Raw genomic sequence first — 16,825 nt, forward strand, 5'->3', positions numbered from 1 at the left:
GGCGAGCTTGCTGACAGGCGGCAACGCATTTGTGCCTAAAGTTTCTATCGGGTTGGCCGAAAACAAGGCAAGCGTCCAAATACCCAGAGGTTTCTGATCATGGTCATCGACTTCAGTCGTTTGAATAACTCTCCGTCCGTCACGGGCGGCGTGCGCGGTAACAGCGCCACCGGCAGCGCCGAAAAACCGGCAGCCAGCCAGGAAGCGGTGAAAGACACCGGCGCCAGCGGAGAAGCGGTACACCTCAGCCAAGAGGCCCAGCAGTTGCAGAAGATCAGCGACAAGCTGCGCGACGAACCGGTGGTCAACAGCGCCCGTGTGGCTCAGTTGAAACAGGCTATCGCCGACGGCAGCTACCAGGTCGATGCCGGCCGGGTCGCCAGCAAACTGCTTGATTTCGAAGCCCAGCGCTGACCGAGCGGCGCGCTGACTTCACGGACGCTAGAAAAGCCAAGAGTTAGCCATGCACGACACCACTTTGCTGCAACTGATCGAAGATGACATTGCCCCGATGCAGGAACTGCTAGACCTTCTGCACAAGGAAGCGATCGCCCTGCACGGCCGCGACATGCCGCTGCTGGAGCAGATCCTGGCGCGCAAGCAGTCGCTGATCATCTTGCTCGAACAGCATGGCCAGCGCCGCAGCCAGTTGCTTGCCAGCCTGGGGCTGAGTGCCGACCGCAGCGGCGTGCAGGCCATGGCCGCGCAGTCGCCGCACGGTGATGTGCTGTTGCAGCGGCTGGATATGCTGGCGCAACTGATGGATGAGTGCCAACAGGTCAACCAGACCAATGGCCGTATCATCCAGGTGCAGCAGCACGTCACCAGCAACCAGATCCGCATCCTTCACGGCGGTGACTCGCCGTCGCTGTACGACAGCCGTGGCGGCACATCGCTGCTGAGCAAGCCACGCGCCCTCAGCCAAGTCTGATTTTTCTATCAAGGCACGGAACATACTGGCAAAATGCCGTTACTTGCGTGAGTCGCTTTTGCCTGGAGAACGATAAGCCGTGTTCAATGAATCAGATGCCCCGCAACCGCCAAAGGTGCTGAGCACCCCTTTGGAGATTGCGGCCAACTTGCGGCAACTGCAAGAAAGCCACGACCCGCTGATCATCACCTTCCATGACCGCAGCCACCGCTTCCAGAGCTACGTGACGCACGTGGACCGTGAAAGCAACACCCTGGCGCTGGATGAAATGATCCCCCGTGACGGCGAGAAGTTCATCGAGAGCGGTGAACACTTCCGTGTCGAAGGCTTCCACGACGGCGTGCGTATTGCCTGGGAATGCAACCACGCCCTGAAGATCAGCGAAGTCAACGGCCACCGCTGCTACAGCGGCCCCTTGCCAGTCGAGATGACCTACCACCAGCGCCGCAATGCCTTCCGCGCCGCGCTTAAGCTGTCGCAACTGGTCGACGTGATCCTTGACGGTACCCACCTCAAAGGCAACGGTGCCCTGCGGGGCAAGCTGCTGGACATCTCCGCCACCGGCTGCAAACTGCGCTTCGAGGGCGATGTCGAAAGCCGCCTGCAACTGGGCCAGGTGTATGAGCGCTTCAAGGCGGGTAACCCGCTGGGCCTGGTCGACACCATGGTCGAGCTGCGCCACCTGCATTACGAAGAGCGCATCAACACCACCTTTGCCGGCGTACGCTTCCACAACCTCAGCGGCCCGGCACAGCGCAAGGTCGAGAGTTTCGTGTACCAGCTGCAGCGTGAGGCGCGGCGGTTCGACAAAGACGACTATTGACCGTCGGCTGGTTAAAGCAGAAACGCCACCTTTCGAGGTGGCGTTTTCGTTTGTGTTTCTCCTGTGCTGGCCCCTTCGCGGGCTTGCCCGCTCCCACAGGTATTGCACTGCCCTCGAGGCTGGCAGTGACCCTGTGGGAGCGGGCGAGCCCGCGAAGAGGCCAGCACAGGCTTACACTGACTTGCTCGCGTCTTCAGCCTCGGGCGCCTGTTGCTCGGCCCCCTTCTCTTCCGCCTCGGTATCCTCTGCCGCCACCGGTGCCTGCATTACATCCTGCACGGTCTGCTCATCCACGCGCGGGTCCAGGGCCGCCGACAATGGCGAACCGGCCGCCGGCATCGCCACGTGACCAAGCGGTGCGTCCTGCACCTGGTGCAAGCCGGTAACCGCCTTCGGCCGGATGCGCCACACCAGCACCAGCGCAAAGAACACGAAGAAGGCATACAGCATCTGCGCGCCCAGCACCTTCATCAGCACGCCAGCCGCCAATGGCCCGATACAGGCGCCAACGCCGTAAGTCACCAGCAGCATCGCGGTCAACGACACCCGCCGCTCACTTTCCACGTGGTCGTTGGAAAACGCCACCGCCAGCGGATACAGGCAGAACTGCAACAGCGAAATCACGAAGCCGATGCCGAACAGCAACTCCAGCGGCACGCTGGGCAGTACCGCCAACGGCGCTGCCGACAGTGCCAGGCCCACCGCCACGCTGCGGATCAGTACCGCCCGGTCGTAACGGTCGGACAACCAGCCCAGCGGCCACTGCACCAGCAGGCCGGCAAAGATGCAGCTACCCATGAACAAACCGATCTGCTCCGTACTCATGCCCTGGCTGGAGGCATACAACGGCGCCAGGCCGTAGAACGAACCCACGATCAGCCCCGAGCCGAGCACGGTGCTGAGCGACTGCGGCACGCGCTTGATGAAGAATTTCGGCTCCATCGGGGCCGGGCGCAAGGGTGCCGGGTGAATACGCCGGGTCATGGCCACCGGCACCAGGCACAGCGCAAAGCACATAGCCACCAGCATCAGCAGTTCCGGGCCAAGCGCCGGGTGCACCACCAAAATCAGCTGGCCGAGCACCAGGCCCAGGTACGAGGCAATCATGTACCCGCTGAACACCGCGCCGCGGTGCTTCACATCCGCCTGCTCGTTGAGCCAACTCTCGATGACCATGTACTGGCACATCATGCCCAAGCCAACAATCATGCGCAGGCCGACCCACGCCGGCAGCCAGTCGGTCAGGCCATGGCCGAGCACCGCCGCGCCAACGATGCCGGCGCAGGTGGCGTAAGCGCGTATGTGCCCGACCCGACCGATCAGCCGGTGGCCGACCTTGCCGCCCACTGCCAGGCCAAAGTAGTTGGCCGCCATCAAGGCACCTACCCACAAGCTGTCGACGTGGTCGGCAGCCAGGCGCAGGGCGAGGTAGGTACTGAGCAGACCCGAGCCGATCAACATCATCAGCGCGGCGAAATACAACGACTGAAACGGCTTCCATACATTTCGCATAGGTACCGAGGAGCTCCCTGGTCAGGTGGCGGGCTGCTAGCAGCATAAGGGCAAAACCCGCTCGGCGCAGGCCCCCTTGAGCGATTTGCCGCCATGGCGGCGTGTCCGGTGCAGGTGGTGTCGCGATCAGGCTGGTACTGCCAGCACGCGCTGTTTGGCACGGCTGCTGGCGACCTAGCCTTCGATGAATTCGCAGTTCAACAGTTCCCACGCCAACGGCGCTGCATGGCTCACTCGCGCAAGGTCATGCCATTGGCTGGCAGCGGCAGGGCGGTTTTATAGCGCACCTGCTTCAGGGCAAAACTCGAGCGAATATTGGCCACCCCCGGCAACCGGGTCAGGTAATCGAGAAACCGCTCCAGCGCCTGGATGCTTGGCAGCAGTACCCGCAGCAGGTAGTCCGGGTCACCGGTCATCAGGTAGCACTCCATCACCTCGGGCCGCTCGGCGATTTCTTCCTCGAAGCGATGCAGCGACTGCTCCACCTGTTTCTCCAGGCTGACATGAATGAACACGTTCACATCCAGCCCCAGCACTTCGGGCGACAACAACGTCACCTGCTGCCGAATCACGCCAAGCTCTTCCATGGCCCGCACCCGGTTGAAACAGGGCGTGGGCGACAGGTTCACCGAGCGTGCCAGCTCGGCATTGGTGATGCGGGCGTTCTCCTGCAGGCTGTTGAGAATGCCGATATCGGTACGATCGAGTTTGCGCATGAGACAAAATCACCGGTTTTTTTTGGTTATACGGAATGTTTATCTGTCGCGCACAGCAAAGGCAATCAACTTGAGAGAAAAATTCTCCTGCCGGGCCACTAAGATGTAGGTGACGCTGACCTGCCAGTCACAAGCCGGCACTCAGCGGCGGCCGCTTCAAAGCTCACAAAAACAAATACCCGAGCGAGCGTAAAAAGCATGAACGAGTACGCCCCCCTGCGTTTGCATGTGCCCGAGCCCACCGGCCGGCCAGGCTGCCAGACCGATTTTTCCTACCTGCGCCTGAACGACGCAGGTCAAGCCCGCAAGCCTCCTGTGGATGTCGATGCTGCCGACACCGCCGACCTTTCCTACAGCCTGGTCCGCGTCCTTGACGAGCAAGGTAACGCTCAGGGCCCGTGGGCTGCAGACATCGACCCGCAGGTCCTGCGCCAGGGCATGCGCGCCATGCTCAAGACCCGCGTGTTCGACAGCCGCATGGTGGTTGCCCAGCGCCAGAAGAAGATGTCTTTCTACATGCAGAGCCTGGGCGAGGAAGCCATCGGCAGCGGCCAGGCACTGGCATTGAACCGCACCGACATGTGCTTCCCCACCTACCGCCAGCAAAGCATCCTGATGGCCCGCGACGTGTCACTGGTGGACATGATCTGCCAGTTGCTGTCCAACGAGCGCGATCCGCTCAAGGGCCGCCAGCTGCCGATCATGTACTCGGTACGCGAGGCCGGCTTCTTCACCATCAGCGGCAACCTGGCCACCCAGTTCGTGCAAGCCGTCGGCTGGGCGATGGCCTCGGCGATCAAGGGCGATACCAAGATCGCCTCGGCGTGGATCGGCGACGGCGCCACCGCCGAGTCGGACTTCCACACCGCCCTGACCTTCGCTCACGTGTACCGGGCGCCGGTCATTCTCAACGTGGTCAACAACCAGTGGGCCATCTCGACCTTCCAGGCCATTGCCGGTGGCGAATCGACCACCTTCGCCGGCCGTGGCGTGGGCTGCGGCATCGCCTCGCTGAGGGTCGACGGCAACGACTTCGTCGCGGTGTACGCCGCCTCGCGCTGGGCCGCCGAACGCGCGCGCCGTGGCATGGGCCCCAGCCTGATCGAGTGGGTCACCTACCGCGCCGGCCCGCACTCGACCTCTGACGACCCGTCCAAGTACCGCCCCGCCGATGACTGGAGCCACTTCCCGCTGGGTGACCCGATCGCCCGGCTTAAGCAGCACCTGATCAAGATCGGCCACTGGTCCGAAGAAGAACACCAGGCCACCACCGCCGAATTCGAAGCGGCGGTGATCGCCGCGCAGAAAGAGGCCGAGCAATACGGCACCCTGGCCAACGGTCACATCCCGAGCGCTGCCTCGATGTTCGAAGACGTGTACAAGGAAATGCCCGACCACCTGCGCCGCCAACGCCAGGAACTGGGGGTTTGACATGAACGACCACAACAACAGCATCAACCCGGAAACCGCCATGGCCACCACCACCATGACCATGATCCAGGCCCTGCGCTCGGCCATGGATGTCATGCTTGAACGCGACGACAATGTAGTGGTGTACGGCCAGGACGTCGGCTACTTTGGCGGCGTGTTCCGCTGCACCGAGGGCCTGCAGGCCAAGTACGGCAAGTCGCGCGTATTCGACGCGCCGATCTCCGAGAGTGGTATCGTCGGCACCGCGGTAGGCATGGGCGCCTACGGTTTGCGCCCGGTGGTGGAAATCCAGTTTGCCGACTACTTCTACCCTGCCTCTGACCAGATCGTTTCCGAAATGGCCCGCCTGCGTTACCGCTCGGCCGGTGAATTCATCGCCCCGCTGACCCTGCGCATGCCCTGCGGCGGCGGCATTTACGGTGGCCAGACCCACAGCCAGAGCCCGGAAGCCATGTTCACCCAGGTGTGCGGCCTGCGTACCGTCATGCCATCGAACCCATACGACGCCAAGGGCCTGCTGATCGCCTCGATCGAATGCGACGACCCGGTGATTTTCCTGGAGCCCAAGCGCCTGTACAACGGCCCGTTCGACGGCCACCACGACCGCCCCGTGACACCCTGGTCGAAACACCCGCACAGTGCCGTGCCCGACGGCTACTACAGCGTACCGCTGGACAAGGCCGCCATTGCCCGGCCAGGCAATGACGTGACCGTGTTGACGTACGGCACCACCGTGTACGTCGCCCAGGTGGCAGCTGAAGAGAGCGGCGTCGATGCCGAAGTGATCGACCTGCGCAGCCTCTGGCCGCTGGACCTCGAGGCCATTGTCACATCGGTGAAAAAAACCGGCCGCTGCGTGGTAGTGCACGAGGCCACCCGCACCTGTGGCTTTGGTGCCGAACTGGTGTCGCTGGTGCAGGAGCACTGCTTCCACCACCTGGAGGCGCCAATCGAGCGTGTCACCGGCTGGGACACCCCCTACCCTCACGCACAGGAATGGGCTTACTTCCCTGGGCCTTCGCGGGTAGGCGCGGCATTGAAAAAGGTCATGGAGGTCTGAATGGGCACGCACGTCATCAAGATGCCGGACATTGGCGAAGGCATTGCGCAGGTAGAGTTGGTGGAATGGTTCGTCAAGGTCGGCGACACCATCGCCGAAGACCAGGTGGTGGCCGATGTCATGACCGACAAGGCAACTGTGGAAATCCCTTCGCCGGTCAGTGGCAAAGTATTGGCCTTGGGCGGCCAACCCGGGGAAGTGATGGCGGTCGGCAGCGAGCTGATCCGCATCGAGGTGGAAGGCAGCGGTAACCATGTGGATGTGCCGCAGGCCGTACAGGTGGAAACTGCAGCTGCGCCGGCAGCGCCGCAGGAACCCGTGAAACCGGTCGCCTGCCAGGCACCGGCCAACCACGAAACCCCGCCCATCGTGCCGCGTCAGCCGGGCGACAAGCCGCTGGCTTCGCCCGCCGTGCGCAAGCGCGCCCTGGATGCGGGTATCGAACTGCGCTACGTGCATGGCAGCGGCCCGGCCGGGCGCATTCTGCACGAAGACCTCGACGCCTTCATGAGCAAGCCGCAAAGCAGCACTGGGCAGGCGCCGAATGGCTATGCCAAGCGCACCGACAGCCAGCAGGTGCCGGTGATCGGCCTGCGCCGCAAAATTGCCCAGCGCATGCAGGACGCCAAGCGCCGGGTCGCGCACTTCAGCTACGTGGAAGAAATCGACGTCACGGCCCTCGAAGCCCTGCGCCAGCAACTCAACAGCAAGCACGGCGACAGCCGCGGCAAACTCACCCTGCTGCCGTTCTTGGTGCGTGCGCTGGTGGTGGCGCTGCGTGATTTCCCGCAGATCAACGCGACCTACGACGACGAAGCGCAGGTCATCACCCGCCATGGTGCGGTGCATGTCGGCATCGCCACGCAAGGGGACAACGGGCTGATGGTGCCGGTGCTGCGCCACGCCGAAGCAGGCAGCCTGTGGGCCAACGCCAGCGAGATCACGCGCCTGGCCCATGCCGCGCGCAACAACAAGGCCAACCGCGAAGAACTGTCCGGTTCGACCATCACCCTGACCAGCCTCGGAGCGCTGGGCGGTATCGTCAGCACGCCCGTGGTGAACACGCCGGAGGTGGCGATCGTCGGCGTCAACCGCATGGTCGAGCGGCCGGTGGTGATCGACGGCCAGATCGTCGTGCGCAAGATGATGAACCTGTCCAGCTCGTTCGACCACCGGGTGGTCGATGGCATGGACGCCGCCCTGTTCATCCAGGCCGTGCGTGGCCTGCTCGAACAACCTGCCTGCCTGTTCGTGGAGTGATCATGCAACAAACCCTACAAACCACCTTGCTGATCATCGGCGGCGGCCCTGGCGGCTATGTCGCGGCCATCCGCGCCGGGCAACTGGGCATACCCACGGTGCTGGTCGAGGGCCAGGCGCTGGGCGGCACTTGCCTGAACATCGGCTGCATCCCGTCCAAGGCACTGATCCACGTGGCCGAGCAGTTCCACCAGGCAACCCGCTACACCGAAGCCTCACCGCTGGGCATCAGCGTGGCTTCGCCGCGCCTGGACATCGGCCAGAGCGTGGCCTGGAAGGACGGGATCGTCGACCGCCTGACAACCGGGGTCGCCGCCTTGCTGAAAAAACACGGAGTCAAGGTTGTGCATGGCTGGGCCAAGCTGCTCGACGGCAAGCAGGTCGAGGTCGATGGCCAACGTATCCAGTGCGAACACCTGCTACTGGCCACCGGCTCCAGCAGCGTTGAACTGCCGATGCTGCCGCTGGGTGGCGCGGTCATTTCCTCCACCGAAGCGCTGGCACCCAAAGCCCTGCCCCAACACCTGGTGGTGGTGGGCGGTGGTTACATCGGCCTGGAGCTGGGTATCGCCTATCGCAAACTGGGCGCGCGGGTCAGCGTGGTGGAAGCGCGCGAGCGCATTCTGCCGACTTACGACACTGAACTGACCGCACCGGTGGCCGAGTCGCTGAAAAAGCTGGGCATCGCCCTGCACCTGGGCCATACCGTCGAGGGTTACCGAGATGGCTGCCTGCTGGCCAATGATGGCCAGGGTGGGCAGTTGCGCCTGGAGGCTGACCAGGTACTGGTGGCGGTCGGCCGCCGACCACGCACCCGCGGCTTCAACCTGGAATGCCTGGACCTGGAGATGAACGGCGCCGGCATCGCCATCGACGAGCGCTGCCAGACCAGCATGCACAATGTCTGGGCCATCGGTGACGTGGCTGGCGGGCCGGTGCNNGGGGGGGGGGGAGCCGATGCTGGCGCACCGGGCCATGGCCCAAGGCGAGATGGTGGCCGAGATCATCGCCGGCAAAACCCGCCGTTTCGAGCCGGCAGCCATTGCCGCCGTGTGCTTCACCGACCCGGAAGTGGTGGTAGTCGGCAAGACCCCGGAGCAGGCCAGCCAGCAGGGCCTGGACTGCATCGTCGCGCAGTTCCCGTTTGCTGCCAATGGCCGGGCCATGAGCCTGGAGTCGAAAAGCGGTTTCGTGCGCGTGGTGGCGCGCCGTGACAACCATCTGATCGTGGGTTGGCAGGCGGTTGGCGTGGCCGTTTCCGAGCTGTCCACGGCGTTTGCCCAGTCGCTGGAGATGGGCGCATGCCTGGAGGATGTGGCCGGTACCATCCATGCCCACCCGACACTGGGTGAGGCGGTACAGGAAGCGGCACTGCGCGCCTTGGGGCACGCCCTGCATATATGACACTGAAGCGGCCAAGGCCGATTTGGCCCGCTGCGCCGTGAGGCGCCGCGGGTCTTTTTTTTACTCACGGGGCCGGCACAGGCTACTCGGCTATGACGTTCTTGCCATTGCCCTTGGCCCGGTACAGCGCCTGGTCCGCCCGCGCCAGCAGCTCGACCTGGTCTTCCCCGCCGCGCCGCTGTACCACGCCGTAGCTCATGGTCAGCTGGCAGTCGCCCACCGGCTCCAGCCGCTGTACGGCCTGGCGCAGGCGCGTTGCTACGTCCAACGCCTCGCTCAGGGCGGTCTGCGGCAGCACGATGATGAACTCGTCACCCCCCCAACGCGCCAACAGGTCAAAATCACGCAGGCAGCTGCGCAGGTTTTCCGCCACCTGCACCAATGCCCTGTCACCCTGCGCGTGGCCATAGCGGTCATTGATCGGCTTGAAATCATCCATGTCCATGGCAATCAGCGACAACGGCTGGCGAAAGCGCTGAGCGCGCTGACACTCCAGTTGCAGCTCCTTTCCCAGCCGGTAGCGACTGGCGACGCGGGTCAGGGCATCGCGTTCGGCCAGCTCGCGGTTTTCATCCAGCTGGCGCTGCAACTGCTGGTTGACCCAGGACAGTTCGCGGGTGCGTTCGGCAACCAGGCTCTCCAGTGATTGGTTCTTCTGTTGCAGCTGCGCAACCAGGCGCTTGCCAGCGTCAATGTTGCGGTGCGCACCGAGCATGCGTGCCACCGAGCCATCGGCGTTGCGGTCGATGATATAGCCAGTGTCCTCGATCCACAGGTAACTGCCATCCTGGCAGCGGCAACGGTACTCGATAAGGTAACGCTCGGTGCGGTGCTCGATGTAAGCCTCGAAATGCGCCATCACCCGGGGGTAGTCTTCGGGATGGATCACACTTTCCCAGGTGAATACCGAGTTGGCCTTGGAATGGTTGGCATAGCCCAGCATGGCGTACCAACCGGGGTTGCGATAAACGTAGCCGGTGTTGGCGTTCCAGTCCCAGATGCCATCGCTGACCAACTCGAACAAGGTGTGCAACTGCTGCTCGCTGAAGCCGGCGGGCGCCGGCCTGGTTTCCTGATTCATGCGCTCTCCCTGATGCCCAGCAACTGCGTGCCCATCAAGGGGCTGCCGACATTATGTGTTTGCCGCAGGCGGCAAGATCATGTCTGTCAGTGGCAAGCATAAGCCTGGCGCTGGGAGACCGGAAGAGATCCAACGGCGTATATTTTTACCGGCCATGACGGCCTGATCGGGGGCAAGCCTCAGGGCTTTGGAGAGGTAGGCAAACAGAGGGGGAAATGGCGTCCCAGGCAGGAATTGAACCATTATCGGGCCAAAAATCCATCGTCGTTGGCTGGAACCCCCGTAAAACCGAGTGGCTGCTTTGTGCAGCTACTGCATAAAGCTAGCGGAAAATGTTCACAAGTTCTGCCAATGCACGGGGAACCCCTCAATAGGCCTACATGGGGCTTCATCAGAGTGATGGAAAACGAGCCGTTCGCAGTGGTATCTCGCGAATCAGCAGCCTGGACTCCAGTGCTGGTGAGATGTAGTCATGTGAGTAGAATGAAGCGGCTTAGGTATCTCCTAGTGATTCCCGTAGTTAAAAGGAATAACTTACCCATGACACTACCTTTATTTAAATACAGTTAATCAATTCAAACATACGCAAGCATGACACCAGGAAGCAAAAACAAATACTTGAATATCAAAGACAACCCGCAAGACTTTAAACAAAAAACGACATAAAATACATCAAGCCAAACTATAGCAACCCACAAAAAGTCACGAAAGCACCCAGTTTTCACGTCATCCCTCACACTAAAAATCACAATATTACCGCACCGCATTTACTCAATAGACTTACCACTCAGCTTAAACCTCCAATTCAAGTAAGCTGCAATATCCCTAGCACAAACAACCACTTTCCTCGAGCGCCCCACTGCTAACAAGTCACCTGTAGACTCATCATACTTGACATAACCCGTACTCAGCAAAAGATCAAAAATAACAGTGCAAGCCTTCCCCATTTGCGCAACCTTAACCGCAGCCTCGCTGGCAAGTTGATCTCGACTATATTCATTATTAGGAGTTTGCCTAGATTTCAACCTGGAAACTTCTTCTTGGAGTCTACCTTGCAGCAACTTTGAGTTCTCCAACTGCAACTCAAGAGACGCAATGTAACGCTTTTCTACCGCATCACCGTATGAGCAACCACCCTTTACAGTTGCGCCGCCATACTCAAACATAAATGCGTCCAAATACCTCCTATATGGCCCCCGAGTTCTCAACAAGCTTGAGCTACAAATTTTCTCAGCGGCCGCCGATTCTCCAACAGCAGTAGACTCATTAAGCCTATCCGCGACAACCCTAGCTAGCTCCGTAACACGCCCGGGCTTATAACGATACTTCTTCATCTGAAGTAAAATATCGTTGATCCTTTTCTGTTTCTGGCTAACTTTAGCCTCTTGCCATATACCCAACGGCTTCTGCCTAAAATTAGTCACTCTTCATCCTCAACCAATACTGTGCCAATGGTATTAATATACCCTTGCGAGCATTGAAGCTTAGCTTCTAATTCTCGAGCCAACTCCGATACTTTCATGCCTTGAAAATCGAGCATTGACTTTATCTGCCCAACAAATTCCGAAGTCGAATCTACTGCACGATTAAAAATATCAAACACACCAGATTGATTCCCCATTAGAGCAACTTGCAGGGCCCGATATTTGGCCCTAACAACATCAGAAATCAAGTATGGAAACTGGCTATCAAGGTACAGCCGAGAAAGCACGTACTCGACAGAGCGTTCATCACAATTAAACTGACGCATACTCCTCTCTAAAATTTCAGGCCTAAATGAAAAGAACTTGTCATCGTAATCCTTCATATTCTTGGCTGTAACCACCAGATGATCTCGAGACCATATCCAGCCAAGCAATTCTGCAACTACAACCTCCAGGCGCTCATCTACCTTGGCCAACTCATATTGATTTTTCTCACACAGAGAATCAGCATAGTCATGAAGATCCCTGACCTCAACTGTCAAGCAATTAATTTTCACATCGATAGCGGGTAGATTATCAACACCTTTTACGGCATAAATACACATACCACACCTATCCTCGAGACCCTCTAGCTTCATCTCCTCAGTGCAAACACCATTTCTTGTACAGATATGTGTAGAGAAATGAGCTAATCCGGAATGGTGCTGTCGTGTTATCAAAGCAACACCATCGACTTCCTCACTCCCACTTACTGGCGCAGATGTTATACATCCGAAATCCACCATCGCTTTAGCAGGATTTAACTGTATTGACTTTCTAAAGTTTGACATAGGCGAGCTCGCATTAATCGACTCCCCGGCCCATACGTTGTCAATATCTCTATTCAACCTTTGTGACAACTCAACCCTGTCTTCTTCCAAGACTTTATCGTAATAATTAACTACTGCAACTGACTTATGCCCAGTTTTATATCTACCAACATCTTCAGCAGACATAAACCGCCTCCAAGCCCTTACCGTACTTGACCTGGTATGGTGCGGCGTCATATCAGTAACAGGCCTAATCGGGCAATACAACACACCGTAATGCGTAGAAACCCTAATATCTCCTTCTATTTTATCACCGTAGTGGTACCCGTCAGGCTTCAGCTCAAACAATTTACAGTCCGCGCCAAAATCATTCAAAAAAACCTGAAACTCAATCAGAAATTTTACATACGCCTCACCATATGAGACTTCGTTAAAAGGGTGACCAGTAGCAACATTCCTTGAAAAAAGCGGGATAAATTTTCCTTTTCTTGTTTCCTCGTTCCCCCTATAGTAGATCTCCTGCTTAAAAACAGGCAAATCAATCAAATCACGTAAATCCCTGTGAAACCTCAACGCCTCGATAGTTAGGGTACTAACATGGCTCTCAATTGGGCTCTGCGAAACTTTATCAGTAGACACGTAAATCTTATGGGCCGAATTATCAGCATAATCTTCGCCCAAATAACGGTCAAAATTAATGCACAGCCACCGGACACTTTGATGGCGCAAACCACTATCGACCGCAGTCAGAATATGCACCAAGTAGTGAGTAGAGATGACGGTCAAGACCGCTCCGTCTCCAGGAATTGTCCATCTCTCCAAAAAGACCCGGGGAATTCTGGATACCGTATATTCTCTCCCACCACAATAAAACTTAGGATTCCAGCCAAGGGCAAGTGCTACTTGCTCGAATGACTGAATATCCGACAACATCAAGTCCCCATCAAGAATAGCTTGATTTATCAGCTTGATAGCACAAAATATACAGCCAAGATAATTCAAAGCCATGGAATACTGCCAGCGAGTGAAGGGCCGAGCGTTGCTCTCACTAGACGGTGCGACTTTACGCTTATCAAGTGCTGTAATAGGGTTTCGAAACCCTGTATACCCTTCATGCTCTTGATACTTCCTTTCCACCCAATTGAAATAATAAGACAACTGTTGGAGGTGGACAGTATCTGCGCTGACCACAGGCTGTTTAAAAAGCCTATCTAAAAAAGTCAAAAATGATGGTGGAGCTCCATTTACCGCCTCAGCCGGGGCAATGAAGATGCTCGACAATTTTGCAGGTGACGAAGGATATGAATAACCGGCCTCGTATTCAAACGATGCATACCACCTTGGCAAAAACTCAAACATATACATGTTAAATGCACTTATTCCACCCACACTTCCGAATTCACGCTCATAATTTCTTCGCTCGATAAATCTTCTCTGACTTACCATCCAGTATTCGAAAGAGGCTGCTACACCCTCAACACCAAAATCATTCGGGGTAAAATTACCTAGCCTTGACGGTGCATAATCCCGCTTCACCAGTGCCTGCATTTCTGCATACAGTTCATCTAACGACGACAGCTCACCGCTTACATCTGAAAGCCCTTGAGAATTCTTCCTAGCCCCTAAAAGCTTACCATCAAGTTCTCTACAGAATTCTTCATAAGTAAATCCAACCCGACTTCCAAAACGATGACATACAAAGCCCATTATAGTACGAGTCGGAATCTCTGCAGCAAGCTTATCATTAGACCCAATATAATGAAGATGAACTTTGATTACATCATCCAGATTAATCTGCTCTGGCTTTGTAGCACCAAGAACCCAAAAAAGCCTTGTTCCATACTGTGCTACCCGCTCTCGAACTTTGGAGTCAACACCTGCCCAATACTCACTTTCACACAGCTTATAGCGGCCCGAAACTACGAAATTCATAAGCTCGGGATAGCACTCAAATGCAAAATCTGTTCGCTGAGCCCCGGGCAGGGATTCATCAATCACAGAAAGGGCTTTAAAACTTGCGGGCAAAGAAATACAACCCTTCCCATACAGCAGCACTAGGGTTAGCCAAATACCTTTCCGAACAGCAGTATAAGCTGAACGCCTGTAATGCTCTCGAGATACATCAAACAAGCCTGATAGATCAACAGATGACAAATCCTGCTTGGCCGCCACGACAAATTCGAAAGCATTAACGATCCAACTCTCGTCAAATTGACGATTATTACACCCAGGGGCATACTTAAAGAGCTTCAAAAAGAACAATTCCGTTGCATCGCCGCCGTGCGTGGAAGTTATACTTTCGAAAGTCAGCGTTCTCGATGGAGGATAGCGACGAACAAGGTACTCCGAAGCCTCACTTATCGCACAAGCAATCTCCACCGAGTAATTATAACTATCAAGCCATGCAGGAGCATTAGTCAAATTGATCATTCACTCAACATCTCCGGGTGATACCCGATATTCCTATAAGCCTCTTCAGCACGTCCGGTAAGTTCATCCTGATTAAAGTGATCATATACGGCTGTGCTTGCTGGATTTACATGCCCAACAATTTTCGACGTCTTTTCGACCCCTTCCCCTTTACCCTGTGGAGTTTCAAGTTCATTCGCAACAAATGATACGTAGCAGTGTCTAAGATCGTGTGGGGCCACGCACTCTACCCCTACCTTCTCGAATAGCCTTTTGAAGGACTTCCTGATGAGCCCCTCATCACCGAAACAGAGCGGCAGCCCTTTCGTTCGCCCCTTTTGCAAACAGAATACAAACTCATGAGCAATCCACAAACCATTGGCATCAAATATCGGGTAGTCTTTAGAAACGAGATATTCTGCATAGTAGCGCCAAAACATGGTTGCAAATGGTTCAACCATAAACACTTCCGGTCTTGACCTACCCTTCCATCTCAAAGAGTTTACCTGTGTAACTGAGAGACCCATTTCGTAGTAGACAGCCAGGCGATCGCGTGGATCCCGTAAGAAAACTTTGAGTTTTTTTGTATCAATATCACGTTGAAGCAGCTGCAAGCATTCTGAAATTCTCATACCACCTGCAGCCAGCAAAGTTATGACACAACGATCTCTAATATTTTTAATCAATGGGATCGCTCTTAGTATGTCTTCTCGATTTAGCCTGAGTTCCCCAACAAAGTGTTTAGCACTCCCTCGATAATACTTAGGAAGCTGATTTACCAACCTGCTTGAGACACTTCCACGTATGCAACCTGCTAGAAAAGACTCACTTTCAAGCCTACTGATTTCGTAGCCCTTAAGCTTCACCCGCCTTGTAAACTTAAAAGGCTCGAACCCAGAATCCAGCCCAAACAGGGATACTTCAGCATCCTCATACTTATCAGCCACCTGAAACACCATAAGCAGCGCTGACCTATAGACATTTATAGTTCTACGCTTCACTGGCCTTTTATTTAACCGGCGGCATGTCTCCGCCAAAACCTGATCCTCCGAATATCCTCCAACACTCAAAGACTCGAAGAATTTATCCAAAATATACTCAAAATCAACACCAGCACTACTACTGCCAAAAAGCAAAAGACATGAAATGTACTCAACTACAAAATCCAAATACTTAGCAAGCGCCGAGATATATGTCTTTACCGTTAACTCAGCCAGCCCACCAGAGATCATAGTGCGATTTGTTTGCTCTACGCCATTTACTTTAACTCGACCAACCTTTGTCTCAATAGCAAAGCAATTGACACCCGCAACAACACATCGTGCTAGTAAAAAATTCTTCATAACGCCCCTTTTTTTGACAAGCTACTACGAAAAAAAGTCGCTTGTCAAAGCTTGCGATGCACCGAAAAACGATCATATTGTCAATAAGTCAAATATCTTTTCCCACTATATTGCCAGACTTCAAAATCTTGATATTTCATTACCAAAAAAACATCAACATCTCATCAGCTCACCAACAGCACTAAAGAATTCGAACCATTTACTAAGAAGGGATGACTTAGAGCATCTTCAAAATTTGAATAATTTTCCATGGTGAGCGCCTAGTCTTTTCTCAAAAATTCGACCTTCCTGGTTATCATTGGGGAGGCCCTGCTGCTGATCTGGACAGAGGGGTTTGATGCATGGCTGTATGAGGCACCAGATTTGGCAAAACCCCGGTACGAGACGCCGAATTCTGATTGGCTGTAGCGCTACTACCTTCACCGGGACAGGGATCTTATCGAGGCCTACTGATGTGGCTACAATTTCGAGGTGAAAGTAGACTCGCTTGCGGTGTACCTGCAACAGCACATGCCCAAGGTGTATCGGTGCCACACCCAAGCGATGTCATTCCTCCCTGAATGGTTGTCGCTTCAACATATCAGCGGCCATTATCGGAGCGGTCACGTGCGATACACGCGTA

Annotated in this window: 12 protein-coding genes and 1 pseudogene; 7 read left to right on the forward strand and 6 right to left on the reverse strand. The window is 56.1% G+C overall.

From position 1 onward, the window contains the following. The first annotated feature begins 99 nt into the window (after positions 1-99). The 3 genes from flgM (at position 100) to G1E_RS12730 (ending at position 1,754) form a co-directional block, all read left to right on the forward strand. Positions 100-414: a flagellar biosynthesis anti-sigma factor FlgM gene (gene flgM / locus G1E_RS12720; RefSeq protein ID WP_009684251.1), complete on the forward strand. Its 315-nt coding sequence runs from the start codon at positions 100-102 to the stop codon at positions 412-414. 49 nt (positions 415-463) lie between these two features. Next, entirely contained in the window at positions 464-931 is a 468-nt protein-coding gene (locus G1E_RS12725) for a flagella synthesis protein FlgN (RefSeq protein WP_009684252.1), read from the forward strand. A gap of 79 nt (positions 932-1,010) precedes the next feature. Then, a complete protein-coding gene (locus G1E_RS12730) occupies positions 1,011-1,754 on the forward strand; it encodes a flagellar brake protein (protein ID WP_009684253.1) in 744 nt (247 codons plus the stop codon). A gap of 171 nt (positions 1,755-1,925) precedes the next feature. Here the strand turns inward: G1E_RS12730 and G1E_RS12735 are convergent, their stop codons facing one another. Next, positions 1,926-3,266, reverse strand: a complete 1,341-nt coding sequence (locus G1E_RS12735) for an MFS transporter (RefSeq protein ID WP_009684254.1) — start codon at positions 3,264-3,266, stop codon at positions 1,926-1,928. A 230-nt stretch (positions 3,267-3,496) separates the two neighbouring features. Then, the gene (bkdR, locus tag G1E_RS12740) at positions 3,497-3,982 is read right to left on the reverse strand and encodes a Bkd operon transcriptional regulator BkdR (RefSeq protein WP_003254485.1); all 486 of its coding nucleotides are present in this window, start codon (positions 3,980-3,982) and stop codon (positions 3,497-3,499) included. Positions 3,983-4,180: 198 nt separating this feature from the next. Here bkdR and G1E_RS12745 point away from each other — a divergent pair, with 198 nt between their 5' ends. The 4 genes and pseudogenes from G1E_RS12745 (at position 4,181) to lpdA (ending at position 9,137) form a co-directional block, all read left to right on the forward strand. Then, complete coding sequence (locus G1E_RS12745) at positions 4,181-5,413, forward strand: 3-methyl-2-oxobutanoate dehydrogenase (2-methylpropanoyl-transferring) subunit alpha (RefSeq protein WP_029887003.1); 1,233 nt, start codon at positions 4,181-4,183, stop codon at positions 5,411-5,413. A 1-nt stretch (position 5,414) separates the two neighbouring features. Beyond that, on the forward strand, positions 5,415-6,473 hold the full coding sequence (locus tag G1E_RS12750) for an alpha-ketoacid dehydrogenase subunit beta (RefSeq protein WP_009684256.1): 1,059 nt from the start codon (positions 5,415-5,417) through the stop codon (positions 6,471-6,473). Further along, positions 6,474-7,733: a dihydrolipoamide acetyltransferase family protein gene (locus G1E_RS12755; RefSeq protein WP_009684257.1), complete on the forward strand. Its 1,260-nt coding sequence runs from the start codon at positions 6,474-6,476 to the stop codon at positions 7,731-7,733. It abuts the gene before it with no gap. 2 nt (positions 7,734-7,735) lie between these two features. Further along, positions 7,736-9,137: pseudogene (lpdA, locus tag G1E_RS12760) on the forward strand (dihydrolipoyl dehydrogenase). 82 nt (positions 9,138-9,219) lie between these two features. Here lpdA and G1E_RS12765 read toward each other — a convergent pair. The 4 genes from G1E_RS12765 to G1E_RS27560 form a co-directional block, all read right to left on the reverse strand. Continuing rightward, the gene (locus G1E_RS12765) at positions 9,220-10,218 is read right to left on the reverse strand and encodes a sensor domain-containing diguanylate cyclase (RefSeq protein ID WP_047149862.1); all 999 of its coding nucleotides are present in this window, start codon (positions 10,216-10,218) and stop codon (positions 9,220-9,222) included. A gap of 767 nt (positions 10,219-10,985) precedes the next feature. Next, positions 10,986-11,642 (reverse strand): hypothetical protein, encoded by a 657-nt coding sequence (locus G1E_RS12770; protein WP_009681396.1) that lies wholly within the window; start codon positions 11,640-11,642, stop codon positions 10,986-10,988. After that, a complete protein-coding gene (locus G1E_RS28310; protein ID WP_143133045.1) occupies positions 11,639-14,881 on the reverse strand; it encodes a hypothetical protein in 3,243 nt (1,080 codons plus the stop codon). The genes G1E_RS12770 and G1E_RS28310 overlap by 4 nt, the downstream gene beginning before the upstream one ends. Next, positions 14,878-16,203 carry a site-specific integrase gene (locus G1E_RS27560; protein ID WP_084728203.1) on the reverse strand — a complete coding sequence of 442 codons (1,326 nt, stop codon included), beginning with the start codon at positions 16,201-16,203 and terminating at the stop codon, positions 14,878-14,880. The genes G1E_RS28310 and G1E_RS27560 overlap by 4 nt, the downstream gene beginning before the upstream one ends. Positions 16,204-16,825: the final 622 nt, after the last annotated feature.

Source organism: Pseudomonas sp. TJI-51 (genome assembly GCF_000190455.2).
GTDB classification, from domain to species: domain Bacteria; phylum Pseudomonadota; class Gammaproteobacteria; order Pseudomonadales; family Pseudomonadaceae; genus Aquipseudomonas; species Aquipseudomonas juntendi.